17 protein-coding genes and 2 tRNA genes are annotated in these 25,499 nt (G+C 42.2%); 7 read left to right on the top strand and 12 right to left on the bottom strand.

Annotated features, from left to right (window positions below; translation table 11 throughout):
- Positions 1–1,167 precede the first annotated feature (1,167 nt).
- Both ACM0OZ_RS15295 and ACM0OZ_RS15290 read left to right on the top strand, forming a co-directional pair.
- Positions 1,168–2,406 (top strand): phosphotransferase family protein, encoded by a 1,239-nt coding sequence (locus tag ACM0OZ_RS15295; protein ID WP_414583676.1) that lies wholly within the window; start codon positions 1,168–1,170, stop codon positions 2,404–2,406.
- Between the two features lie 290 nt (positions 2,407–2,696).
- Positions 2,697–3,785 (top strand): T3SS effector HopA1 family protein, encoded by a 1,089-nt coding sequence (locus ACM0OZ_RS15290; protein WP_414583675.1) that lies wholly within the window; start codon positions 2,697–2,699, stop codon positions 3,783–3,785.
- Positions 3,786–3,895: 110 nt separating this feature from the next.
- Here the strand turns inward: ACM0OZ_RS15290 and ACM0OZ_RS15285 are convergent, their stop codons facing one another.
- Positions 3,896–4,660: an effector-associated domain EAD1-containing protein gene (locus tag ACM0OZ_RS15285; protein WP_414583673.1), complete on the bottom strand. Its 765-nt coding sequence runs from the start codon at positions 4,658–4,660 to the stop codon at positions 3,896–3,898.
- Between the two features lie 303 nt (positions 4,661–4,963).
- Here ACM0OZ_RS15285 and ACM0OZ_RS15280 point away from each other — a divergent pair, with 303 nt between their 5' ends.
- Positions 4,964–5,410 (top strand): acyl-CoA thioesterase, encoded by a 447-nt coding sequence (locus tag ACM0OZ_RS15280; protein WP_414583672.1) that lies wholly within the window; start codon positions 4,964–4,966, stop codon positions 5,408–5,410.
- 122 nt (positions 5,411–5,532) lie between these two features.
- Here ACM0OZ_RS15280 and ACM0OZ_RS15275 read toward each other — a convergent pair whose 3' ends face one another.
- Genes ACM0OZ_RS15275 through menA form a run of 3 tightly spaced genes read right to left on the bottom strand, consistent with a single transcriptional unit; the run spans position 5,533 to position 9,034 of the window.
- Positions 5,533–7,104 carry a 2-succinylbenzoate--CoA ligase gene (locus ACM0OZ_RS15275; protein ID WP_414583671.1) on the bottom strand — a complete coding sequence of 524 codons (1,572 nt, stop codon included), beginning with the start codon at positions 7,102–7,104 and terminating at the stop codon, positions 5,533–5,535.
- On the bottom strand, positions 7,089–8,129 hold the full coding sequence (locus tag ACM0OZ_RS15270) for an o-succinylbenzoate synthase (protein ID WP_414583670.1): 1,041 nt from the start codon (positions 8,127–8,129) through the stop codon (positions 7,089–7,091). The genes ACM0OZ_RS15275 and ACM0OZ_RS15270 overlap by 16 nt, the downstream gene beginning before the upstream one ends.
- Positions 8,129–9,034, bottom strand: coding sequence for a 2-carboxy-1,4-naphthoquinone phytyltransferase (menA, locus tag ACM0OZ_RS15265; protein WP_414583669.1), 906 nt, complete (start codon positions 9,032–9,034; stop codon positions 8,129–8,131). The genes ACM0OZ_RS15270 and menA overlap by 1 nt, the downstream gene beginning before the upstream one ends.
- 336 nt (positions 9,035–9,370) lie before the next feature.
- Between menA and ACM0OZ_RS15260 the strand changes: the two genes are divergently transcribed.
- Complete coding sequence (locus ACM0OZ_RS15260; protein ID WP_414583668.1) at positions 9,371–10,786, top strand: isochorismate synthase; 1,416 nt, start codon at positions 9,371–9,373, stop codon at positions 10,784–10,786.
- Here the strand turns inward: ACM0OZ_RS15260 and ACM0OZ_RS15255 are convergent.
- Together ACM0OZ_RS15255 and ACM0OZ_RS15250 are read right to left on the bottom strand one after the other, a co-directional pair.
- Positions 10,778–14,473, bottom strand: coding sequence for a PAS domain S-box protein (locus ACM0OZ_RS15255; protein WP_414583667.1), 3,696 nt, complete (start codon positions 14,471–14,473; stop codon positions 10,778–10,780). The genes ACM0OZ_RS15260 and ACM0OZ_RS15255 overlap by 9 nt on opposite strands.
- A gap of 510 nt (positions 14,474–14,983) precedes the next feature.
- Complete coding sequence (locus ACM0OZ_RS15250) at positions 14,984–16,291, bottom strand: glutamate-5-semialdehyde dehydrogenase (RefSeq protein ID WP_414583666.1); 1,308 nt, start codon at positions 16,289–16,291, stop codon at positions 14,984–14,986.
- A gap of 312 nt (positions 16,292–16,603) precedes the next feature.
- Between ACM0OZ_RS15250 and ACM0OZ_RS15245 the strand changes: the two genes are divergently transcribed.
- Positions 16,604–17,071 carry a peptidoglycan-binding domain-containing protein gene (locus ACM0OZ_RS15245; RefSeq protein ID WP_414583665.1) on the top strand — a complete coding sequence of 156 codons (468 nt, stop codon included), beginning with the start codon at positions 16,604–16,606 and terminating at the stop codon, positions 17,069–17,071.
- A 209-nt stretch (positions 17,072–17,280) separates the two neighbouring features.
- Positions 17,281–18,750: an aldehyde dehydrogenase family protein gene (locus tag ACM0OZ_RS15240; RefSeq protein ID WP_414583664.1), complete on the top strand. Its 1,470-nt coding sequence runs from the start codon at positions 17,281–17,283 to the stop codon at positions 18,748–18,750.
- Between the two features lie 232 nt (positions 18,751–18,982).
- Here the strand turns inward: ACM0OZ_RS15240 and mazG are convergent, their stop codons facing one another.
- Both mazG and ACM0OZ_RS15230 read right to left on the bottom strand, forming a co-directional pair.
- Positions 18,983–19,813: a nucleoside triphosphate pyrophosphohydrolase gene (mazG, locus tag ACM0OZ_RS15235; RefSeq protein WP_414583663.1), complete on the bottom strand. Its 831-nt coding sequence runs from the start codon at positions 19,811–19,813 to the stop codon at positions 18,983–18,985.
- 92 nt (positions 19,814–19,905) lie between these two features.
- Positions 19,906–20,520, bottom strand: coding sequence for a metal-binding protein (locus tag ACM0OZ_RS15230; RefSeq protein WP_414583662.1), 615 nt, complete (start codon positions 20,518–20,520; stop codon positions 19,906–19,908).
- 175 nt (positions 20,521–20,695) lie between these two features.
- On the opposite strand from ACM0OZ_RS15230, the gene ACM0OZ_RS15225 reads away from it, so the two are divergent.
- A tRNA-Val gene (locus ACM0OZ_RS15225) sits at positions 20,696–20,768 on the top strand.
- A gap of 191 nt (positions 20,769–20,959) precedes the next feature.
- On the opposite strand, the gene ACM0OZ_RS15220 is transcribed toward ACM0OZ_RS15225, so the two are convergent.
- From ACM0OZ_RS15220 to glyQ, 4 genes are all read right to left on the bottom strand, one after another.
- Positions 20,960–21,044, bottom strand: a tRNA-Ser gene (locus ACM0OZ_RS15220).
- A 50-nt stretch (positions 21,045–21,094) separates the two neighbouring features.
- A complete protein-coding gene (locus ACM0OZ_RS15215) occupies positions 21,095–23,452 on the bottom strand; it encodes a ComEC/Rec2 family competence protein (RefSeq protein WP_414583661.1) in 2,358 nt (785 codons plus the stop codon).
- A gap of 160 nt (positions 23,453–23,612) precedes the next feature.
- A complete protein-coding gene (locus tag ACM0OZ_RS15210; RefSeq protein ID WP_414583660.1) occupies positions 23,613–24,092 on the bottom strand; it encodes a DUF4079 domain-containing protein in 480 nt (159 codons plus the stop codon).
- A gap of 137 nt (positions 24,093–24,229) precedes the next feature.
- Positions 24,230–25,105 carry a glycine--tRNA ligase subunit alpha gene (gene glyQ / locus ACM0OZ_RS15205; protein WP_414583659.1) on the bottom strand — a complete coding sequence of 292 codons (876 nt, stop codon included), beginning with the start codon at positions 25,103–25,105 and terminating at the stop codon, positions 24,230–24,232.
- Positions 25,106–25,499 lie beyond the last annotated feature (394 nt).

Here is a 25,499-nt window from a genome sequence, read left to right as displayed (position 1 = left end):
GTGCGCTATCCTTGTCGCTTTCCGCAAGGGTAGCGCATATTCTATTCTCCTGGGTGTGGTGCAACATCTGATACCCCGTAAAGTTAACTAGCCAGACTATGAGTAGTCTGTCACACAAACTATGTAGGGTGAAATAAAAAACCACAAAGGCGAGGCAGTGCGTTGGGCGGTGCCGACAGTCCCGCAACTGCCGTCCAAAGAACGCAAAGAAAGAGGAAAAGAAGATAAATTCCTAAATGGGTTTACGCCTCAAAGTTACGTTGACGAAATACGAGTAAGGAAGAAGGGTTAGGTTTCTTGGCGTAGCCTAAGAGACTGAAAATTATTGTAAACGTAGTGCATCACGTTTACGTACACGCCCATTGAGTTGTGCCTTCTTTAAAACAGCAATGCTTACGCGTAGAGTAACACCCTACCTTAGCAATATTTGCTGTCAAGTGTTTTTTATTGTTGTCAGAGTTTATTAATATATGTTTCTCAGTTTAAGAAGAAGTAAAAACATTAGTTCATCTGTTGATTCAAAAATGTTTTTGAGTTTAAGAAGAGGTAAAAATTATTGTTGATTAGCATTTTTGGGATTGTCAAGAAAATGTTGCAGAAACTACAGAAAAGAGAATTTGATTTTCAGTGAAAACATGCCTAGTTCAAAAGCACAATCAGTAACTTCTCTGAAGTTATTTCATACTTCACAAAAATGTAAGCTTCACAATAGCGTTGCTGTAAGAATTTCAGCTACTAGTCATTCTAAAACGCAAGATTGGAGGGTAACCAAATCATTGGTAAGCTCCGGAAATCAACTCAGATGTCATGTACTTTAGGATGTCATCTAAACGAGGGGGATAGGTCTGTTAATGTATATTTATCATCCAAAAGTTATCAGCAATTATGGAATCAAAATGCACATTTACAAAACTTTATTTATAGCCTTAACTATGTAGGCACAGACATTTGAAAGATTTGGCTGAACGCTGACGCAAAATTTCAAGCAATAGTAAAGGTAGCATTGCCATTTTGGCAGGTTCATTTTAGAAAAATCGGATATTAGTAGATTGTGTCAATCGTTATTGATACTCGCACGCTTGTTGCTATCTACTGAATACTGTTGAAGCAAAGCCAATACTGAAATAGCGGATTATCCAAGCAATCTTACGCTATAGGAATTAATACATGGTACTTTCACTGTCTTCTCATAATGTTATCCAGTATCTGCATAAAGCAGGTCTGTGTAGCTCAGAAGAAGGCGTATATGCCGATTCTGAATTACCGTTAAGTAGCATGAAAAATTGCAATTTACTTGTGAATTTTACGGCAAATCACAAGCTACTGGTTAAACAGGAACGATACATTAATAATGATGCAAACTCCCATGAGTTTTTCAATGAATGGCTGTTTCACCAATTGCTTCAGCAGTTTCCAGTTTTAGGAAATATTCCTGCGATCGCATCATTATTAGTACATTTTGATGAAGAAAAATCTATTATTGTTCGCAATTACCTAAAGGAATATTTTGAACTAGCAAGTTTTTATCAAAAAAATTTGTCCTTTCCCAAAGCAATTGCAAGTGCTATTGGCACGAGCTTGGGAGCGCTGCATCGTGCTACTTTTAATCGCCGAGAATATCGTGATTTTATGGCAACTGCTCCTGAAGGACAGTTTCGCTATCAATTTTATAATCCAGCGCAAGGAATAGGGTCAATTGGATCTGAGATTTTTGGGAATGTTCCCACAGATGCACTGAAATTCTACGTTCTTTATCAACATTATGAAAGTTTGGAAGCAGCAATTGCAGAATTGGCATACGAATGGAATCCCTGTTGCTTAACTCATAATGATTTAAAATTGGAAAATATTTTAGTCCATTCAAGGTGGGATCAGTTAGATAATTGTCTTGTACGACTGATTGACTGGGAAGCTTGTGCTTGGGGAGATCCTGCTTTTGATTTGGGAACTTTAGTAGCAAGCTATCTGAAAATTTGGTTAGAAAGTCTAGTGGTAGATCCCACTATCGAGTTAGAAGAATCTTTGCTTCTAGCAGCAGTACCATTGGAAGTTCTCCAACCCTCAATAATAGCCCTAACTCTGGCTTATCTTGATTCTTTCCCAATGATTCTTGAGTATCATAGCGACTTTGTTCAACGAGTTATTCAGTTTGCGGGTTTAGTTTTAATTCATGAAATTGAGTCAAAGATTAAGCATCACAAATACTTTGATAACTCAAGTATTTGTATGCTCCAAGTTGCTAAAAGTTTACTCACTAAAGCGCAAGAGTCTGTGCTGACTGTTTTCGGGATTGCAGAGTCAGAGATTATAAAACATTTTGTGAACTTCGCTCAATTCTCTCAGCCAGAAACAGAAAATAACTTGCTTCGCCTTTATTACGACAAAACTCGTTTGCGTGGTTGTTAATACGAGAAGGTGACGAGAATGGAGAAGTCAATAAACAATCGATTTCTTACAAAAGTATGATTTGGATATTTAGAACCGCAGATGCAGACAAATAAATTATCTGTGTCCACCCCCCTCATTCCCCCCTAAAAAAGGGGGGAAGACAGAGGAAAAACTTTTATTTAATGTCCATCTGTGGTTTAATTTTCCAAAAATTGCCAAAAAATTTCATTTCGCACTTTTGTTTAATTACTATCCCTGTATACTCGCTTTGCTCTCTACCCTGAACTCTCCTTTAATAAGCTCCAATAATGCTAGAGTCTTCTACCAAACCGCTGCTAAATTCTCTATTAGATATTGCTAGCAATATCCAAATTGAATCTAACTTTTGCATTCGCCACCCTAAATATCAACCCTTTGCTCTACCAGCCAAAATAGCAGAGCGATTCCGGAAAAATTCGCCAGGATTACAACACAAGTATCTTGCTCTACTTTTGCGAAATTTCCTTCACGGGATTTACTACAATGGTTCGCTACAAACCACATTGTCACTGAATGGTGATGCGAGTCATAACTTAGCATACAAAAGCCTAGAGAGCCATTCGATTTTGGAGATTGATTGGCAATTTTACGAGCAATTACATACCAGCAATCACGGTAGAGGTTACTTTGATCCTGGTTGGCTGGTGTTGCGACGAGAACCAGATGGTAGTATCGCAGTTACCAAAGGCGGTTTGACATTGTATGTTGAGTACAATAGCAACCTAGAACCATCAACGCAAAGCGCCAAAGTAGGAGAGTATATTAATATCTGGATGCCTAAAAACCGACTGGAAAACGGCTTTTACGTAGCGGTTAGTAATGTCAGACAGGATTTGCAGGTTCACCCAGATGCTCATTTGGGCGCAGGGCGAATTTACTTTAATGTCACTCCATTTGGTGCGATCGCCCTCATGAAACGCCTCACACAGCAACTGAACGCTGCTGCAATTCCTTTTAATTTTCAGGTTTTACATAATCCATTAGCCTATGGGCGCTACGACTCAGGAGTGCTGTGCTTTGAACGCGAAGACTACCCAGCAGTGCGAAAAATCCTTCAGGCTGTGTATGCAGATTATCAATCGCATTTTGACAAAGAAATCCCCTTATTTACCAAATTTTTGGCACCTGGGCTAGGTTTAGCTGAAGAAGTCAGCCAAAAATTTGCAGCGCAGGAAAGTTTTGGAATGAACCGCTGTCAAATTGTGGCTAATGCTTTGTTGGAAGTTTGGCAACAAGGTAACAATTCAACGCACGAGCGAATGAGGGCAATTGAGCTACATTTTACTCGGTTCGGCATTGATTTACAGCGTCCTTACCTCAATCCTTGCTCTGAGGATATTTATTACCCATTAAACTGATATAGCAGGGAACGCTTATTACGTCCTAACCACCTTGGCTGTTGCTGTACTATACTCGGGATTCAAAGTCAACAAGCAAAGATTATTTTAGATATTAGACCAAAGGAGAATTAAAACATATGTAGCAGTTTATCTTTAATTGTATCAATCTTATTTTCACATAGATCAACTAATCGACCTATTGGCACATCGGTAAGAGCAATAAAACAGATTGCAACAGTAGTGTCAGGCAAGTCATAAAAATAGATCATCAATTGTCTGGCTTCTAGCTTAAAAATAGAATACTGTAGGGAACCGAATTTTGTGGTTTCCCCAAAAGAATCTAAAGCCTTTGAAACCTGCTTTAGATTCTCAAAATGTTCAAATGCCTGACCAATATCATTATCCCCAAAAACAATTTCATCCATCTTTGGGCGCGTGCTACTGAAATAAAGAGGTATACCTGCATTGAGATCAAATATAAAAATTTCCTGTAGTTGATCTTTTGTTTGATTAATAACGTCAGCTAGCAAATCAGAAACCCGTGTGTAATTTACTGCTCCGGAACTGAGATCATTCTGCTCACTTTGTTTCTCTTCAATAGGTGTCCTTAACACCTCTTCGTCAAATCTCCGCAAAGCTGGGTTACCAGGATTGTCTTGACGAGCAGCAGTTAATAGCTCTTTCAGTCGCCCATTAGCTTCAGCCCATAGAATCAGTTGGAAGACGCTGATCTGATAGTTTTCACCTGTTGTGATCGCATCTAAATTCTCATTTAAGCTGAAGCGAACCATCATTTTGAGTTTTCCTGGAATAGGAAATGCACTCAGGAGTGCTTTGTGGAACTCCTGAAACCATCCTTCAGTATTTAATATTTGAACATCCTGGTCACTCATTAGACTTTAATATAGATTATTTTTTGGAGTCAGAAGATGGAGGGTATTCGTTAGTTTGTAACTATTGCTCGATTAGTTCCGTCATTACTTGGCTCATGTTGCGTCCCCACAAAGCGCAAGCAGCATGGAACCGTTTCTTGAGGTCATATACAATGCTAATTGCATTATTATAGCAACCGCCTTGGCGATTTGAGCAGAAACTGGATCTAGCTGGCAAATGCTAGAAACCAGATGATTGCGGTAAAATTGTTTACTGTAGCAGGCTATTTGTTTGCTACCTATTTTTGAACTTTGGCTTGAATTATGGCCTTTACTTATAACCGCACCATTCGCTTTCAAGACACTGATGCTGCTGGGGTAGTTTACTTTACCAATATCTTGAGTATTTGTCATGAGGCTTATGAGGAGTCTCTAATTATATCTGGCATTAATCTCAAAGATTTTTTTACGAATCCTTCTGTAGCTTTTCCGATTGTTCATACTAGTGTGGACTTTTTTCGTCCTCTGTATTGTGGGGACAATTCGGTTATTAGATTAATGCCACAACAGCTTAGTGTCGATAGGTTTGAAGTGGCTTATGAAGTGATAGTTGGTGAGGTGATGGCTGCTAAAGCAGTGACTCGACACGTTTGTATTGAGACAAATAGCAGAACTAAAAGAGAGTTGCCAGAAGAAATGACGGAATGGTTGGAAGCGAACCGCCGAGGCGCAGAGAGCGCAGAGAGAAGAAAGTCAAGAGAGGCTATTTGAAAGAGTTAAGAGTTGAAAGAGATTTTTCTTTCATAAGTGAGGTTTGTTTGAATGAGGACTTACGCAGTAATAACGGAAAAACGAACCGCAAAGGACACGAAGGACACGAAGGAAAGAGGTTTTCAAAGAGATTTTGCGCGAGTCCTGTGAATAAATTTTGTGGCTATTGTCTGTAGCTGTTGGCGGTTGATTTTGCCTTGAGAGTTACGAGGTAAGGTTTGTACAGGAATCCAATGTTTGGGGATTTTAAATTTGCTGAGTTTCTCTTTTAGGAGATTTCGGATTTCTAAATCAGAAGTATTCGAGTTTTTCGGAATGTAAATTGCTGTGACTGCTTGTCCCCAAAGTTTATCTGGTATGCCAATGACACAAACATCAGCTACCATTTTTGTTGCTCTTATGGTTGATTCAATTTCGATTGGATAGACATTTTCCCCGCCTGTAATGATTTTTTCGCTGTTACGTCCAACAATATGTAAATAACCTCGTTTATCTAAAAATCCCAAATCATCTACTTGCAAATATTCTTGATTATCCCAAGTATTAGGATAGTAGCCTAAAGCTAGAGATTGAGAATAAATTGTGATATTTCCTATTTGATTTGAATTCAATTCCTCGCCTTGCTCATTGCAAATTTTTACAGAGGCATGGGGAAGGAGTTGAGTACAGCTATCTTTACCATTAAGAAAATCATCGGGTTTGAGGGTGGCAATTTGTGAGGCGGTTTCTGTCATGCCATACGTGGGAGCTAATCGGATGTTGTAATATCTTGCTTTTTCTAAAAGTTCGTTCCAAGCTGGCGCACCTCCCAAAAGTACAGTTTGAAATTGGGATAGCCACTCGGTTAGTTCTGGATTTTGTAGAAGACGCTGTAACTGTGTTGGTACTAAAGAAATACAAAATTTTGATGGTTCAATAGTGCTTATTTGATTTTTTATTTGACCAGATTCTAAGTCTTTAAATTGCTGAATAACGAGTTTTCCACCAGTATTGAAGGAGCGCATAAATTGCATTAAACCGCTGACATGATAAAGCGGTAATACGCAAAAGGAATTAACTTGATTGAGCGAAAAATGTTCTGTAAATCCTCTTACGGATGCCATTAAAGTTTCCCAGGTATGAATGGCAAACTTCATCTTTCCCGATGAACCACCAGTCGGAATCATAATGGCTGCTGAGTGGGGAGGTAAGAAAGTAGGAATGAGGGAGTGAGGGAATGAGGGAATGAGAGAAGTTTCCCTCCCTCTCTCCCTCTCTCCCTCCCTCTCTCTCTCCCTCTCTCCCTCCCTCTCTCCCTCCCTCTCTCCCTCCCTTTCTCTCTCCCTCTCTCCCTCCCTCTCTCCCTTTTCTCTAGTTTTTATTCCCCAATTCCTCGTCCCTAGTCCCCAAATTAAATCTGGGTTGACTAAATCAAAAACCTGTTGCCATTCTTGTTTTCCCCAATCGGGATTGCAAAGAAAAACTGGACAACGAGCTGCACAAGCAGCAAGAAACCCTGCTAAAAACCGCACTGGATCGCGTTCAGCTAGGAGAATTTTCAGTGGTCTGCCCTGATAATATGAAAACTGCGTTAATTCTAAATACAGTTGTTCGCTTAACTGGGCAAATAAATCCCTATCATCACAAATTAACCAGTCTTTAGGTAGAGGCTGGTAAAATGTTTGCTGCACAATATTTTCTAGAGTTTTTTCCATAAAGCTTCTGGCAAAGTTTCTTCTTGGGCAAACCAATGGTTGACACCAAAACCTACTGCTCTGTTACCCTGAGATAATTCAGCGGCTAGCTGGAGTGCAGCTTGTCTACCAATTGCGGTTTCAAACACGGATGAAAAGACAGCATCAATTTTATGCTGCTGACAAAACTGACGCAGGCGCGATGGTGAACCGACTATCCCAGGCTTGATCACAAAAATTCCTCGCCAACCTTGTTTGAAGCATCTGGCTAGTTGGTTAAGTGTGGCGACAGACTCATCTAGGGCGATCGCCGTCTGATAACAATGGCTCAATTCCAACATCGTCTCGAATTGAGCCACAGACAAAGGCTGTTCAATAAATTCAATTTCTAGGGATAATTCATCATTTGCCTTAATATTGTCGCAAGTCCGCAGCCATAAGTTAGCTTCTTCATAGCTCAATCCACCATTAGCGTCTAACCGCAGTTTTGCAGAGGCTGGCAAAGTTTGAGCGAGTCGTTCAAAAATTTCTAGTTCCTGAACAATTGGATAAACACCCATCTTCCACTTAAAGGTACGATATCCCTCCTTCCATAACTTCTCCCACGCCTCTAGCGCCGCTTCTCCAGCTGGCATTAACCCACTGTAACTCAGGTTATGAATGCTTAAATTCTCTTCTTGCTCTGCGCCCTCTGCGCTACGGACACTTTCCTCAACGGAGGGAACCTCCGCACGGAAGTGTCCTCCTCTGCGGTTCGTTTCCCAAGCCGACTCAAATCCAAATTGACACGCCGGTAACTTGTCAGGAATAGACAAAATCGTCTCTTCTGTGATTTCCTCTGGAAGCTCGTGGCAAAATTCTAGAGCTTGTTCCAGAGTTTCCGAACCAAACCAGCTGATGGGCGCAATTTCCCCCCAGCCGATTTTTCCTGTTTCATCAGTGAGACGCAGGATAATACCTTCGCGAACATCCCAGCTTCCGTAACTTGTAGTCAGCGCTTTGAGAAATCTTTGCTGATAAGGACGAAACTCAAATCGATACTGCATCAAAAACCTGCAAGCAAAAATCCCAAACCGAACAGTAAGCTACTCCAAAAATGCACTGATACGGCAATGAATTTACAGTTACTCACTTTTTCCGGGTGGTTATGATTTTGCTGAACATGGCTACATAACTTTCGGGCAAAGGGTAAACTCGCAAAACTTAGTAAAGTCCACACGGGAAAAATTCCACAAAGCACAAACAGCAAAGTTAGGGCATAAATGCTACCAGTAAACCAAGTTAACAACTGAGCCGCTTTTTGTGTTCCTATGCGGACAATTGGCGAACGTTTTCCTGCTGCTATGTCATCCTCAACTTGGTGAAAGTGCGAACAAAACAAAATTAAGCTTGTAGCAATTCCAACAATCACCGAAGCTGCGAGACTCATCATTGACCAGGTAGCAGTTTGACTGTAGTATGCTGCTCCTATAGCCAAGGGACCAAAGGCAAAAAAGCAAATGATTTCCCCTAAACCCTGGTACCCTAGACGAAAGGGAGGTCCTTGGTAAGTGTAGCCCAAAGCACAACAAAGCAAAATTATTCCGATTACGGTTAAGTCTTGTTGCCACCAAGCTATTGCTAGTATTCCCAGCAAACCCAGACCTAAAAATAAATTTCCCAGCCAAAATATTAATAGCTTATTGCCTGTTAAATTCACTAAAGAATGGTGTTTATTTTTGTCAATCCCTGTTTCAGAATCAAAGACATCATTACTGAGATTTTCCCAAGCCAGGATAAAAATTGCAGCGACTGAGAAAGTAGAAAAAACTGCTCCATGAAATATCTTAGTTTCCGCAAATGCGATCGCCGTTCCTACCCAGATGGGCATAAGAGCAACGCTGTACATTGGCGGTTTTATTGCCGCCATCCATAACTTAGTATTGGGATAAGAAATCAGCTTTGTAGTCATCAGTCGTGAGTAATGAAATTGCCAACAACTTTTTCAGCAAAAGTTCTTATGGTTTGTAAATACACCATATACAGACAACACATTCAAAAAAGTCGCTTTCTCTGTAAGAGTGAAGCATTAATCAGGTGCATTAACGCACTGAACCTGGTTATGGTCCTTCTCACTCTCAAATGACAGCATAAACTTGGCACTGCAATCAGGTTTTTGCCAAACCACAATCTGACAGAGCCACTACGCTGGTTACAAGGCGACTGTTTTGTGTTACCTGTAGAAATACGACCACGAATTATCACTCTTTTGGAAGTTAACTTTAGAAAAATTTACTCTTTCTAGATCATGACAGTTTCTCCATGTAACGCTGACTTTTTTGTATATAATAAGGAACTATGCCGCTTTCTTTTAGCCGTTCAGCAAAATTGCATCAAGAATAATGTCACACAAATTGCAAGTCTTTCCCTGGAGATTGACTGGGTTGACCCTTTAGTTGTCCTTGAGCGGCTGGCACAACCAAAGAAAATTAATTTTTATTGGGAGAATAGAGGAAAAAAAGAAGCGCTTGCTGCTGTTGATGCTGTCGCCAAATTAGAAATTGTTGGGAAAGAGCGTTTCGCTCAATCAGAAGAGTTTATCAAAGAATGTGTAAAAAATATAGTTTGCTTTTCTAGGACAAACCAAGCTTTCTCTGGAACTCAATTTTTATGTAGTTTTAGTTTTTTTGATCAAAATACCCAAGCAGACTATCCATTTCCAGCCGCTACCATTTTTCTGCCGCGTTGGCAAGTGGCTGTTAAAAATGAGTGTTGCGTATTAGTTTTAAATACAATTATCAATGCTGACGTAAATATTCAAAGAATTCTGCAAATTTTCTGGCGCAAGATTGAAATTATCAATTCCATAGGATATGAGTCACAAACTCTTGATTATTCTTTGCCAAAATTCAGCAAACAATCGGTTGCAAATCCAGAAAAATTTAAACTTTCAGTTTTGTCAGCTTTGGAAAAAATTCAGTCTAATCATTTAAATAAAATTGTTTTGGCAGATGCACTTGATGTTAGGTCAAATGCTGATTTTAACTTAATTCAATCCTTAAATAACCTGCGACAACTGCATCCTAATTGTTATGTGTTTTCTATAGGAAACGGTAAGGGACATAATTTTATAGGCGCAAGTCCGGAACGCTTAATTAGTATTCAGGAAAAACAGTTAATGACTGATGCTTTGGCTGGTTCTGCACCACGCGGTAAAACACCTGCTGAAGATGCTGCTAATGCCAGTTCTTTGCTCAATAGCATGAAAGAAAGACACGAACATTCGTTGGTGATTGATTTTATCACTCAGCGTCTGTCTCAACTGGGTTTATCACCTCAAGTTTTAGCACCTCGCTTGCGACAATTATCTAACATCCAGCACTTGTGGACACCTATCAGCGCCCGAGTTCCTGCTCATGTCCATCCCTTAAAGATAGTCGCCCAGCTACATCCTACACCAGCAGTTGCAGGTACTTCCCAAGAAATTGCTTGTCACGAAATTCGTCGTTACGAAAGCTTTGAAAGGGGTTTATACGCTGCGCCACTAGGTTGGGTAGACTTGGAGGGAAACTGTGAGTTTATTGTGGGAATTCGTTCAGCACTCATAGATGGCGATCGCGCCAGACTTTACGCAGGTGTTGGTATCGTTGCTGGTTCCGATCCCGACAAAGAACTTGCAGAAGTTCAACTCAAACTACAAGCGTTGCTCAAAGCATTAGTTTAGAATTTTGTGTAATGCTTGTAACAATTGCTTAACCGTGTAGGGCTTTGGCAAAAATGTTTCGACACCAAGGGCTTCCGTCCGTTGCTTGTTGTCTGAAAGTCCACTAGCAGCCATAATCTTGACACATGGATTCATTTTTAGCAAAGCACGGCTCGTGGTTAAACCATCCATGATTGGCATCATCATATCCACCAACACGACTTTAATTTCTTCCCGATGTTGAGCATACAATGCAAGTGCCTCAATGCCATCACAGCCTGTCAACACTTTATAGTTGTAGCTTTCCAGCGTGATTTTGGTAATCTCTCGAATTTCCGCCTCATCATCCACCACCAAAATCAATTCTCCATTTCCCGCAGGTAATTTCAAAGTTTCTGCTGGCGGTGTTTCGTTCTCTAAAACTGCTTTTAAAAAGACCTGAAATTGTGTTCCTTTACCAACAGTGCTAGAAACACTGATAAAACCGTTGTGGCTTTTCATAATGCCAAGCACTGTTGAAAGACCTAGCCCTGAACCTTTTGCGACCTCTTTGGTTGTAAAGAAAGGCTCAAAAATTCTATCCAATATTTCAGGAGACATACCAACTCCAGTATCCCTCACGGTGATCACAATGTGGGATCCAACAGTTGCATCAAGATTCATCTGCGCATAGTTTTCGTCAATCAAGAAATTTTCGGCTGAAATACTCAAAACACCACCATTTGGCATCGCATCGCGAGCGTTAATAACCAAATTTATGAGCACCTGATGCAGTTGTGTCGCATCTCCACAAACAGTCCAAAGATTTGGTGCTATGTCAGTGCAAAATTCGATAGATTTGGGAAATGTCTGTTTGGCAAACTGCTCAATTTCCAATATCAAATGCCGTAGTTGTAAAATCGTGCGCCTACCTTCGACACCGCGTGCAAACGATAGCACTTGCTTAACCAAAGTCGCACCACGTTGAGCGTTTGTTTCTAATGTCTCAACCAGCTGCTGGTTTTGCTCATCAGAAATTCTCATCCGCAAAAGTTGAGCAGACATGAGCATCGGAGCCAGTATATTATTGAGGTCGTGGGCAATACCGCTCGCAAGTGTGCCGAGGCTTTCCAGTCGTTGAGCGCGAAGAAACTGTGCTTCAAGTTGTTTCTTTTGGGTGATATCGGTGTCAACGGCGAGAATTGATTTTGGGTTCCCGCGTTCATCGCGTACTAGTGTCCAACGACTTTCGACGATGATTTCCTTGCCATCTTTCATCACTTTATGCAACTCACCATACCATTCGCCTGTAAGGTGAACTTGATGCAGAGCCTCTTCTACCTGCGGTGAAGTTTCCTTGAACAACAGCTCGTTGGCATCCTTGCCCAGAGCTTCTTGTACTTTCCAACCGTAAAGACGCTCAGCGCTTCTGTTCCAAAAGACAATTTTGTTTTCTAAATCTCTAACTACAATGGCATCTGTCGCGACATCGAGCCAAGCCGCTTGTTCGCGGATTTTCTGTTCCGCTTGTTTGCGCTCGGTGATATCCATTCCTACACCAACCATACGGACTGCTCTACCAGTTTCGTCATAGTACACTTGCCCTTTATTTCCTATCCAATGCAGCGCACCATCTGGTGATACTAATCGAAATTCGGCTTCATAATCTGTCCTATTTTCAATAGCATCTGTAATGGCAGCAAGGACGCGATCGCGATCTTCAGGATAAACAGCATCGAGAAAAGCTTCAAATGTGTGGTCATGGGAGCCTAAGGCAAGACCACAGAGCGGTTCCATTGGGTTATAATCCACAACATTATTGGTTGTGATGTTCCAATCCCAAGTCACCATGCGGGCGGCTTCCAGAGTTAACCTCAGTCGCGCTTCACTGTCTTGCAGTGCTTCAAGCGTCAGCTTTTGCTCTGTGATATCCATACAGGAACCAATGTAACCCGCAAAACTACCATCTGAATGGAATCTTGGGGTACCTGTATCTAAGAGCCAACGATACTCACCATCAAAACGCTTGAGGCGGTATTCCATTGTGAAACTGCGGCGAGCATCAAATGCAGTTGTGTAGGTTTCCAAGCAAAACTCTAAATCGTCAGGATGAACAAGTTCTGCCCATCCGTCACCTAGTTCTTGTCCTAGTGTGCGTCCACTAAATTCCAACCAGCCCTTGTTGAAATAATGACAAAATTGGTCAATACCAGCCATCCATATCATCACTGGGGCTGTGTCTGCCATAGTGCGAAATCGTTCTTCACTTTCTTGCAGCGCGGCGATCGCATTCTTGCGTACAGTGATGTCAATAGAAATGCCAACAATGCCGACTAATTCCCCCTTGTCATCGTGTATAGGCGAATCAGTGATTAAGATTGGGAACAAGGTGCCGTCTCGACGGCGAACGAGAAATTCACCAGACCAACTTTCACCGCGCTGTAGCTGCGACATAATCTGGGCGGCTTGCTGTTGTGAAGTCTCAGCAGGAACGACTTCCAAAATATTTTGACCTATGACTTCCACCGCTGACCAGCCGTAGAGTATTTCCGCAAAGCGATTCCAGTATATAATTTCCCCGTCCAAATTAGTGGCAATCACTGCCTGTTCCACCGTTGATAGCAGATGCGCCTGAAAGTAAATTGCTGCTTCTTGTTGCTTGCGCTCAGTAATATCAATAGCTATGCCCAAAGCCTGCACCGGCAAGCCATCGGCATTTTTGGTAAACAGAGTATTTCGGCTACGCATCCAACGCCACTCGCCATTGGCATCTCTGATCCGGTACTCTAGTTCTCGAACTTCACCTTCTTTGAGATTTTCAAAGCCTTTATGGTATTCTGTAATTCGCGGTATATCATCTAGATGAACCAGATTCGGCAATACTGCCTCTCTCATGGCTTCAATTTCTTGCGGCGCATACCCTAAAATCTCAACAATTTGTTTGTTTACATAAATAGTGCATTCTTCAACTAAGTCGTAGACATAAATGATATCTGGGCTGGTTTCAACAATCCGCTCAATAAAATACTGCTTTTCTTGCAAAGCAGCTTCTACTTGCTTGCGTTCGGCAAGTTCGCTTTGTACCTGCAACAACAGCATGGATTGCTGAATTGCGATCGCCAGTTGATCAGCCACTGCACAAGTTAATTCCACTTCCTCCTGTTGCCAAGAAAAAGAGTAGTTATTTCTGATCAGGCTAAGACTACCCCAAAGAATAGAGCCAAAATGCACTGGTACCAGCAACCATGCTCCCTGATAAGTTTCGGCAAAGTTACGGTTGATTTCGTCTGAACAAGCACGAGCATCTTCGATTTGAACAACTTCCAATCGCTTGAGCCGGGCGGCAATTTCATTGTCAACATCGGGAATTTCCAGTCCCAAAGCACTTGGTAAATCTGGAATTTGATGATAATCAGCGACATTCAGCCACAGTTGCCGTTCGGGTAGATATTGCACAATTTCAACTCGATCAGCTGGTACAAGCTGAGTAATCTCATAAACTGCTGTGGAAAAAATTGTTTCTAAGTCCAGAGAATTACGGATACTTTGAATCACGCGATTGAGCGCCTGCTCTTTTTGAACTTGGCGTCGCTCCCGTTCGTGTTGCTGTCTGAGCGCCTCTTCAGCCTGTTGGTGTTGAGCGGCTAATTGTTCTAACTGAGAAAGGTTTTGGCGTAGTGCAGTTAACTCTTCAATCAACTGCTCTTTTGTCTTTTCCTTGTCTTTCATTGCTTTATATTTTAGGAAAAAGCTCTGTTTCAAGCAGTCACTTAAAAGATTTAGATAAAGATGTTCTCCCTGTCATTATCTAAAATCGTAAATTTATATACCGCTTTAAAAGAATTCCTTCAATAATTGCTACTGAAAATATTCCAAAATATTGATAAGTATTTATCATTGCAATCCATCAAAAAATTGGACATCAAATAATCATTTATAAATCACAAAAAAGTTTTTACAAAAGTATGATTAAGTGATATATAACCACAAATTAACACAAAAGCACAATGAATTATCTGTCTTAACCTATGTGCATCTGTGGTTTCATTTTCATGAATTTCACTGTTGTAAGTTTCAGGTAAATGCACACAAATTAAATATATTATGTAGGGTGGGCAATACCCAACCCTATAGATTTGTAGGGAAAAAATTTAACACCAATTCTTGGCAATAGCTTATAGCTAGCTTGTAGTTACACAAACGTAACTACAAACCAAAGTCAAACTGTAAATCAATTGACTATAAATTCCTATGGATAAAGGGCTTGGCATCTGCACCTGTATAAGTAGCCACAATATGACCATTGCCAGTCATCTGATATTTGTATGTTACCAAACCTTCTAAGCCAACGGGACCACGAGGAGGCATTTGTTGAGTACTAATTCCGACTTCTGCACCAAAACCATACCGGAAGCCATCAGCAAATCGGGTAGAACAGTTGTGGTAAACTCCTGCTGCATTCACCAGCGCCAGGAAAGTTTCAGCAGCCTCTGCATCTTCAGTGACAATTGCATCGGTGTGTTTAGAGCCATAATCGTTAATGTGGGCGATCGCATCCTGCAATGAATCCACAACTTTAATCGACAAAATCAAATCAGAGTATTCTGTCTCCCAGTCTTCTTCTTTTGCGGCTGCTATACTTGACAAAATCTCACAACTGTGTATATCTCCTCTTAATTCCACATTGAGTTTTTGCAAAGTCTCAGCAATTTTTGGTAAAAATTCTTGAGCGATGCTGGTGTGAACTAGCAAAGTTTCAATCGCATTACAAGCAGCAGGATACCCCGTTTTGGCATCAACTGTAATCGCAATGGCTTTTTCAAAATCTGCGGCTTTGTCTACATAAAGATGACAAATTCCATCAGCGTGACCTAATACAGGTATACGGGTGTTTTCCTGTACAAATCTGACAAACGAGTTAGAACCCCTAGGAATAATTAAATCTACATACTTATCTAATTTCAAAAGTTCCAGGATTTCTTCTCGTGTTGTTAATAACTGCACCGCATCTGGATTAACAGCAGTTTGAGATAATCCTTGTTTAATCGCCTTAACTATCGCTTCACAAGAACGAGTTGCTTCTTTGCCACCCTTGAGAATAACACCATTTCCCGACTTGATAGCAAGAGAAACTATTTGAATTGCCGCTTCTGGACGTGCTTCAAAAATGATACCCAAAACTCCCAAAGGACAAGTGACGCGCTTCAGAATTAAGCCTGTATCAAGTTCACGGTGAATCTGTACAGCACCAACTGGATCAGGAAGCTTTCCTACATCTCTGACACCAGTAATGGCATCTCTTAACTTATGTTCATCTAACTGCAAACGCTTATAAAGTGGTTTAGCAATTCCTTCTGTAGTCGCTCTTTCACAATCAGCAACATTCGCTTGTAAAATTTCATCTTTTGCAGCTTCTAAAGCTTGGGCGATCGCTTCAATAGCTTGATTTTTCGCATCAGTTGACAGCACCGCCAGCTTGAGTGCAGCCTGTCGGGTTTTTTTAGCAACTGCAATTAGGTTTGATAAATCATCACTAGAAATAGTCATGCTCAAAAATCACGTTTATCTATACCTTTCCCCAATCGTATCAACAGTAGACCTGTTGCACGAATCCCTAAAACCCCCCTTAATTCCTCCGCAAGCCGAGGGAAGATTTAATTCCCTCCTCGCGGGGAGGGTTAGGGTGGGGTGTTAAATATTCGTGCAACAAATCTATTAGTTATTTTCTCCACCTCTGCATCCTCCACTTGGTTCACCCAACTGGGTAAGAAAAACTACTCGATTCGGGTGAGGTTTGAGCTACATAATCAAGCTTACTTTAGAAGTATCGAACGCAAATGAAATTCAGGGAGAAAAACAATGACATTTACTCAACCATCTACCGAAGCTCAACTTGACAGACCCGAACTAAGAGAAGGTTCCACAGGAGAAGCAGTTAAAGAATTACAAAATTTGTTAAAGAAATACGAACTTTACACAGGTGCTATTGATGGCATTTTTGGTCCAGCAACAACAAAAGCTGTCAAAGCCTTCCAACACCGTGTATTTTTAAAAGAAGATGGTATTGTTGCCGATAAGACTTGGCGAGCGCTTTACAAGGGTGCGCCAGTCGATATGCCAATTCTGAAAAGAGGTAGCAAAGGCGACCTAGTCGTCACCATTCAAAAAATCTTGCTAACTACCAAAGACTATAGTGGTAGTGCTGATGGCGACTTTGGTGTCCGCACAGAAACCGCAGTGAAAGCTTTCCAAAAGCGTGTAGGTTTGCCACAAGATGGCGTTGTTGGCGATCGCACTTGGTTTGAGTTCAGCAAAATTCATCACTAAAGCCACGTCGAGACAATGAGAAGGTAGTAGAAACACCAAACCCGATTTCTTTAAGAAACCGGGTTTTTCTACTTCTCACTTTTTTTATATTTATATATGTAAAGGAAATCAAAAGATTACATAAAAAAATTTTCAAAAGTGCTGTATACAAAGCAACATAATTAATAGATTTCAACAACTTTATTGAGTGAAAGCTAAAGGAGGACCTGATGGTTACTGCGACTGTACCAGAAAACCAGGTTAAAATCGGTCCCACCAAGCTGCTGATTAATAACGAGTGGGTGGAAAGCGTTAGCGGTCAGCGGTTTGAAACTATCAACCCCGCTACGGGTGAGGCCATTTGCGATGTTGCAGAGGCGGATGCACCAGATGTGGAGAAGGCAGTGCAAGCGGCTCGTAACGCTTTCAACAGTGGGGAGTGGCGTAAGATGTCCGCTACCCGTCGCGGTGAGTTGCTTTATAAACTGGCTGATTTGATTGAGCATAATATTGACGAACTCGCACGGCTAGAAACCCTAGACAACGGTAAGCCGCTACATGATTCTTACGGCGACATCAGGTTAGTTATAGCCTGCTACCGCTACTACGCAGGCTGGGCTGACAAAGTACAAGGTAAGACCATTCCCATCAATGGTCCTTACTTCTGCTACACACGCCATGAACCAGTGGGTGTGGTAGGTCAGATTATCCCTTGGAACTTTCCGTTGCTGATGCAGGCTTGGAAACTCTCTCCAGCTTTGGCAACTGGTAATACTGTAGTTCTCAAAACCGCTGAACAAACACCTTTGTCAGCACTGCGGATTGGCGAACTCATTATTGAGGCTGGTTTTCCTCCTGGTGTAGTCAACATTCTATCGGGATATGGACCAACAGCAGGAGCGGCGATCGCCCGCCACATGGATATTGATAAGGTTGCTTTTACCGGCTCAACTGAAGTTGGGCATTTGGTTATGGAAGCAGCTGCTAAGAGTAACCTCAAGCGCGTGACTCTAGAACTTGGTGGTAAGAGTCCCAACATCGTCTTTGCCGATGCTGATATGGATCAAGCAATTGTTGGTGCTCACCACAGTTTGTTCTTCAACCAAGGTCAGTGTTGCAACGCTGGTTCACGGCTGTTCGTCGAAGAGAAATGCTATGACGAGTTTGTCGCCAAGAGTGTAGAACGAGCCAAACAGCGCGTCGTCGGCGATCCCTTTGACCCAAATACGCAGCAAGGACCACAGGTAGATCAAGACCAGTTCAACAAAGTCATGAGCTACATCGAGTCAGGGATGCGCGATGGTGCTCAGATGTTATGCGGTGGGCATAGAGTTGGCGATCGCGGATTCTTTATTGAGCCCACTGTCTTTGCCAATGTCAGCAACGACATGAAGATTGCTCAAGAGGAAATCTTTGGTCCAGTTATGAGCATCATCAAATTCAAAGACATTGATGAAGCCATTCATTTGGCAAACAGCACAATGTACGGTCTCGCCGCCGGAGTATGGACAAAAGATATTACCAAAGCTCACGCCATTGCCAACAACGTCCGTGCAGGTACCGTTTGGGTGAATTGCTACCACGTGTTTGACGCTGCTGCACCTTTCGGCGGCTTCAAGCAATCTGGTATGGGTCGTGAACTCGGTGAGTATTGCCTAGAGCATTACACCGAAGTTAAGACCGTGACCATCAAGTTGTAAGAAAAATTTAAGATTTTAAACCACAGATGGACACAGATAAATTATCTGTCTTCCTCTACGTCTATCTGCGTGCATCTGCGGTTAAATATTCTTACAGCGCTTTTCTAATGATTAGACCACAAATCGTAGGGTGGGCATTGCCTATAAAAGCTTATGTGAGCGACATGTGAGATGTTGGTGAGCAATGCCCACCTTACAGAAAATCGCTGTAAATCCAATTTTTGCAACAAATTTAATGTTCTCCTGCAAGTTGAGCCTTAGCTTGTTGCCACAGCGACTCTAATTCCTCTAAAGTGTAATCAGAAAGAGGACGGTCAGCAAAAGCCTCCATTTTTTGCAAACGCTGAATAAAGCGCTGATTTGTTCCCTGTAAAGCTGCTTCCGGGTCAAGATTATTCCAACGGGCAAGTTGAAGAACAGAAAACAGCAAATCACCTAACTCAGCTTGTTGTCGTTCTGGTGTTTCGTGTTCCAAAGCCTGTTTGAATTCCGTCAATTCCTCATTAAACTTGTCCCACACCCCATCAATATTTTCCCACTCAAATCCAACAGCCGCCGCCTTTTGCGAAATCTTCATTGTTGCCATCAACGGCGGAAGCTTACGCGCATAGCCACCTAGCTTCCGACTGAGTGTTTGACTATCTGGCGATGGTTCACCTTTTTCCGCAGCTTTAATTTCTTCCCAGTTTTGCCGCACCTCATCAACGTTTTGCACCGACACATCACCAAAGACATGAGGATGACGACGAATCAGCTTTTGGGAAATCCCTTCAGCCACTTCCTTCAAAGAAAATTGTTCGTATTCGCCAGCGATTTGTGATTGTAGGACAACTTGTAAAAGTAAATCACCCAGTTCTTCAGCAATAGCGTCTTTATCTCCACTATTAATAGCATCTACCACTTCATAAGCTTCTTCTATCACATATGGTGTCAGCGTTTGGGGAGTTTGCGCCAAATCCCAAGGACAACCCCCATCTGGAGATCGCAACTTTGCCACTATATCAATTAATTCTTGTAACGCCGCCAAACTCTCAGCGTTCCTCTGGGTTTGATTAGTTTCCATAATTAATAAAAACTCTGCGTCCTCTGCGTCTTCTGCGGTTCAAAATCTCACTCTTTGTAGTTGGCAAGCAGAATGCCTACCCCACAAGATATTTATGACTTTGTGCGGCTATTTCTAGCTTTTACTTTACCCCTACTACTACCGCGACTCGTCGCTTTACGTTTCTTCATTTTCGCACGTGGCGGCAGCAATCCACGCACTCCCTGCTTTTGCACACGCTTGTATGCCGAGCCGCTCCAGTCGCTGAGAGAATGGCTCATAGCCCCAAGTTCGAGCCCTATAAGTAGGGCAAGAAATTCCGTACTGTAATAAGTGAGCGTGGATGTAACAGTTCCGCTTGCAGTCTGCCAATTGAACTCCACATTCCACAGCTTCTGGACAACAAATAAAGGGAAAATTGCCGCGATCGCTATCAAGCTACCTAGATAAAGTACACGTAGCGTCGTGCCGATGACTGGTCCATGAGATAAAAAAGAACGATGGCGTAGGCTTTTTTGATAAGGTAGCCAAATATAGCGCAAGAAACCCCAGCGTTGGTAGTGGCGGGAGTAAATGTCCAAGTCAGGACCGAACATCAGCCCTCCGAACAGAAAACCACCGACAACCAACAAAGTCAAGTTACCGCTCTTGGTTTGCCAGAAAGTAACACCAGTTACGAACGGCAAAGCCCATAAAGTAATGCGATCGTGAGTCCGACCAGAGGGCATAAGCAATTTTATGATTCGCTCATTTAAAATGTACAAGCCATTGCGACTCAGTAGGCACTAAATTCAATGCAGGATAGCATAGAAGAGATTGGGATTGACCAAAGAAAAATTTTTTCAAAAAAACTATCGCGTTCTCAGAATTTATGTGCTAATATTAGTTATTGTGTACGACAGCGGGCAGTTAGCTCAGTTGGTAGAGCGCCTGCCTTACAAGCAGGATGTCACTGGTTCGAGTCCAGTACCGCCCATTTCCCGCTGATTTCAAATAGTTAAGCGAAAATAAAGTCTGCCATGCAAGTTTAAGCCTAGTTTGCCGCGATGACAAACTAGCCTTGAAAGATTTGGCAGAAATCCTACTTTTCGTAAATAGACTTTCAAACCCTGAAACAAGATAAGCACCACCAGGCAAAAAAGCCGAAGTCAATTTATTGCTGTGAAACGGAGAAGGGGGGATTCGAACCCCCGTTAGGTTTCCCTAAAACGCATTTCGAGTGCGCCGCATTCAACCACTCTGCCACCTCTCCAAAGGCATGAGATTCCTATAATAAAGAATATATCACGAATTGGCAGTTTTTTAGAAAATAGATGTTTTATTTTCTGCTGCCTGGATAAATGTCTCAAACTGTCGGTTCGGTGTCCACTGAATAGCGCCGTCTCTACCTGTAAAGAACAGTTTTGTCTGACTTAGGCTCAATTCAGACAGCGTTTTTTGGTCAACCTTAGTGCTTGTGGCGATCGCCACTTGTGGTTGTAAAGCAGGAATTAATTCTTGTAAAGACTGACCAGGACACCACAAGACTTGCGTACGAGGTAAACCTCCAGTTTTCACTAGCTGACGCAGTTGAGTTGTTTCCAGTTCACCCACTAACAGCCAATTTTGCCCTAAAATTTGCAACTGTAAGATGGGCAATTGGTTGTTGATAAATTGTGCGACTACCGAACCAGTACTGACAGTTTGACCAACTGACAAAGCTTGGTAAATTCCCTTACCCTTTTCCACTTCCTTTTGAATGACCTGACTGGTCATGTAATTTTCTAATGTGGGAGAAGAGTCATAGAAAATCCCAATTGGCAAACGTTGTAATACCTCCACCCATGCACTATTGCCATTGCGATGGAAATTAGAAGCAATTGCCCAATCTATCTTATTCACACCCTGCTGTTGTAAAAACGGCACTATAGTGAAGCGTCCTGTCCCTTGCTCCCCACTATTAATGAGTGTGACCTTTCCTTGGTCTTGAATCACTAAAACTGGTTCCTCACCAGCTGCTAGGACTGTTATCCGAAACAGGGTGTTTGCAGAATGCCAAACTGGAATAAATACCAAACCCAAGGCAACCATACCAGCAAACCACCACCGCTTTTGCCACCAAGGCACCACCCATGCCAAGATGATTAATGTGTATATTGCTAGCATCTGACCAATGGATATGCTACCAATAGCAACTGTGCTTGCTGGTAAATTCGCGAAATATTCCACCAACTGTAGCAGCCAATGAGTTGGATGATACAACAAATTAGCCAAAGCGCTGCCTGCGTCAGGCAAAATTAAGCTTGCCAAGGCGCTTACCATTCCACCAATACTGATGACAGAAATCAATGGGGTGGAAAGGATATTAACTGGCAAAGTGTAAACCGCTATTACACTAAAGACATTCAATAGAAGGGGTAATGTCCAAATTGCAGCGGCAAGAGGAACTGCAATTGAAGATGCAATAATTGGTGGCAACCATTCCAAACGTTTTATGATTGGGGACGCTGTGACAATTAACCCCAGCGTTGCCAAGAAACTGAGTTGAAATCCTAAATCCCAAATCCATAAAGGATTAAATAGCAATAATAGTACTGCTGCAACCAGCAATGACCCGAACTGTTTGACTTTGCGTCTTAATCCTATTCCAATAAGTGCCGCAAATCCCATAATGACGGCTCTAAGTACCGATGGTTGCAAACCTGTTAGAGTTAGGAAAAGAATGAGAGCTATGCTGCCAAGTGTAATTTGGGTTCCTTTTTTAGCCTTTGATGTCAAACCCAGTATCACACCCAAAATTAACGATGTTTGAAACCCTGAGGCGGCTAAAGCATGAGCGAGTCCCACCTGGACGAAACGGTCTCGGGTATCGTAGGGTAAATCAACAACTTTGCTACCCAAAACCATAGCACTAACAAGCGGACCTTCTGGGATACCTAACAGACGAACTTGCGATCGCACAATTCGTTGGCGAACTTTCCACCATCCCCATTCATCCCCTTCATCGAGAATATTAACTTGCCGTCCACTTAGACCAGCAAAAGCACCTTCTTGTTGAAGAAATTTTTGAAAATCGAAAGCACCAGGATTTGATGGTGGTTTTGGTTTGTACAGAACGCCAGTGATACCAATTTGTTGAGTGATGTGTAACCCAGTCGCTTGAAGTAAAGGTACAGTGACATATAACTTTCCAGTCACTCCTTTAGTTCTACCTCCTGAACCACTGTCATTTCTTACCTCATCTAGCTGAGTTGCTTGTAACCACAATTGTCCACGCCCAGAACGAGTCATGCGGGGTGTACTAAGTACCTCACCGCGAACAATAAAAAGTTGTTCTTGATTGTTGCCATTTTCTGGCGGGACGAATTTACTAATATCGTTTGCTTTTGGTGTCGGAACTCGCAATTGAAAGTAAAAGCTAGCCAACAACCCCACCACACCAGCAATCAGCCACACTCTCACGTGAGGAGTGGTTTGCGGTAACTGTGGCACTGTCTTAGTTTGTGTTTGGGAATTTTCCTTATTTTGTGGGGGTTTCCGTATATTTGGGCGTCGTCTTCCAAAAAAGATCCCTCCTACTACACCCAAACCCAACACCCAAAAGCCACCCCACGGAACTGCTGTAAACAGCAACCCCAGAATGTAACCAAGACAGATTATGACACCACTTGCCTGAATCATTAGAGTTTTTGCAACAAGCACCCGGCAAACAGAAGTTGTGACTATACAGGCTTAGTCTGTGCAGGCGTACTTTATGTGTTTATCCTGAGTAGACAAGCTTCATTTGTATAGTCCCAGACTTCCAGTCTGCCGAGGTATAAAGATTTTGGCAATAGGTCTATCAAAAACTCATACCCAATTTCAAACCCAACGCGGCGTGCACAAACAGGAGACAAAGTGCTGTGCTACCCAAATAAGCATGCAATATGCGTAATGATGGTTTATTACCTGCAAATCCACTTAAAGAAATTACACCATTAATGAATAACAGTAACAGTACTATCGAGCCAGTCCAAAAGTGAGGGCTTTGCAGAATTGGCTGATGATGCATGACTAATGCCAACAATCCGCCTGTGTAACCAAGCGCCATGAATAAAAACATCCACGGCGCTAATTTGCGATGGTCACTCCGACTTTTCATTGCAGCTTCTTTATCCTCAACAAGTCGCCCTCTCCAACCCGCCAATCCAACAAAGCTACCCATCACAAAAACGACAATACCCATCATCACCGGATGTCCCCAATGGACTATAGGATGAGGTATTCCCAGAGAGCGAAACCACGCTGCAATAGGTTCCAAAACTTGGCTGAGATTGACCATTACTCAAAAACCTTGACTTTTTTGCAACATCTAATTTAGCAATTTCTTGCATAAATCAAAACAAAAGCTTAGGAAAGTCGGCTTTCTTTGTGTAACCTCACCCTTTTGGGCGAGGCAGTTTTACAAAGATTATGCACTCAACTAGCCGCTTTCAACAACGGAAAACCCAGCTTTTCTCGTTGTTCTACATATAATTGCGCGACCTTACGCGCTAAATGTCGAATTCTTGCAATATATCGGGTTCTCTCGGTTACAGAAATAACTCCTCTCGCATCTAGTAAATTGAAGGTGTGCGAACATTTCAACACGTAATCCAGGCTAGGTAACACCAGTCCTCGTTCACTCAATTGCTGCGCTTCCTGCTCGTATAAGTTAAATAATGTAAGCAGCATCTCAGGATTTGAAGCTTCAAAGTTGTAAACACACTGCTCAATCTCGCCTTGGAGGTGAACATCTCCATATGTGATGTTATCCGTCCAGTGAATTTTGGTCATTGCTTCAACCCCCTGGAGATACATTGTCAGTCTCTCCAAGCCATAAGTCATTTCAATTGACACAGGACGACAATCTAGTCCTCCACATTGTTGAAAGTAGGTAAATTGAGTAATTTCCATCCCATCTAACCAGACTTCCCACCCAGTCCCCCAAGCTCCCACCGTTGCATCTTCCCAATTGTCTTCTACAAAGCGGATATCGTGGTCTTCAGGACGAATTCCTAAAGCCCTCAAGGAATCCAGATAAATCTCTTGAATATTATCTGGTGAAGGCTTAATCAGGACTTGAAACTGGTAATAGTGTTGGAAGCGATTGGGGTTTTCACCGTAACGTCCATCTGTAGGACGGCGACAAGGCTCAACATAAGCGACAGCCCAAGGTTCTGGTCCCAGCGCTCTTAAAAAAGTATGGGGGTTTTTAGTGCCAGCGCCCTTTTCAATATCGTACGGTTGGGCAATGAGGCAACCGCGATCGCTCCAGAATTTCTGCAATACAGCTATAACTGACTGAAAATTCACAACTACCCTTCCTTCATCACTCTTGAGTGCATCTCCCATTTTTGCCTAAACCCGTGCCAGTGAGCAGTTTTGGGTAGTCTAAAAAAAAAACTTGGAAATTTTTTGAAAAAGGAGTTGACAATCCAAGAGTGGGTGGATATATTAAATAAGTGCCTGAAGAGCGGACGCCAAAACAAAGGCAAAGCCAAAGGCTCAGAACCTTGAAAATTTTATAGTTTTGAAAGCTAGTATACACCTTAAGCGTTGCGGTAGTAAACAATAAAAACCGAAGCTGAGGGTTAAAAAAATCAGCTAAACAAAGAGCGTACACGAGTGATATTCACTCTTTGTACAAGGAATCAAAACGGAGAGTTTGATCCTGGCTCAGGATGAACGCTGGCGGTATGCTTAACAC

It is taken from the genome of Scytonema sp. PCC 10023, assembly GCF_963920835.1.
GTDB lineage: Bacteria > Cyanobacteriota > Cyanobacteriia > Cyanobacteriales > Nostocaceae > Kalymmatonema.
This window is presented reverse-complemented; position numbering and strand designations above follow the sequence as displayed.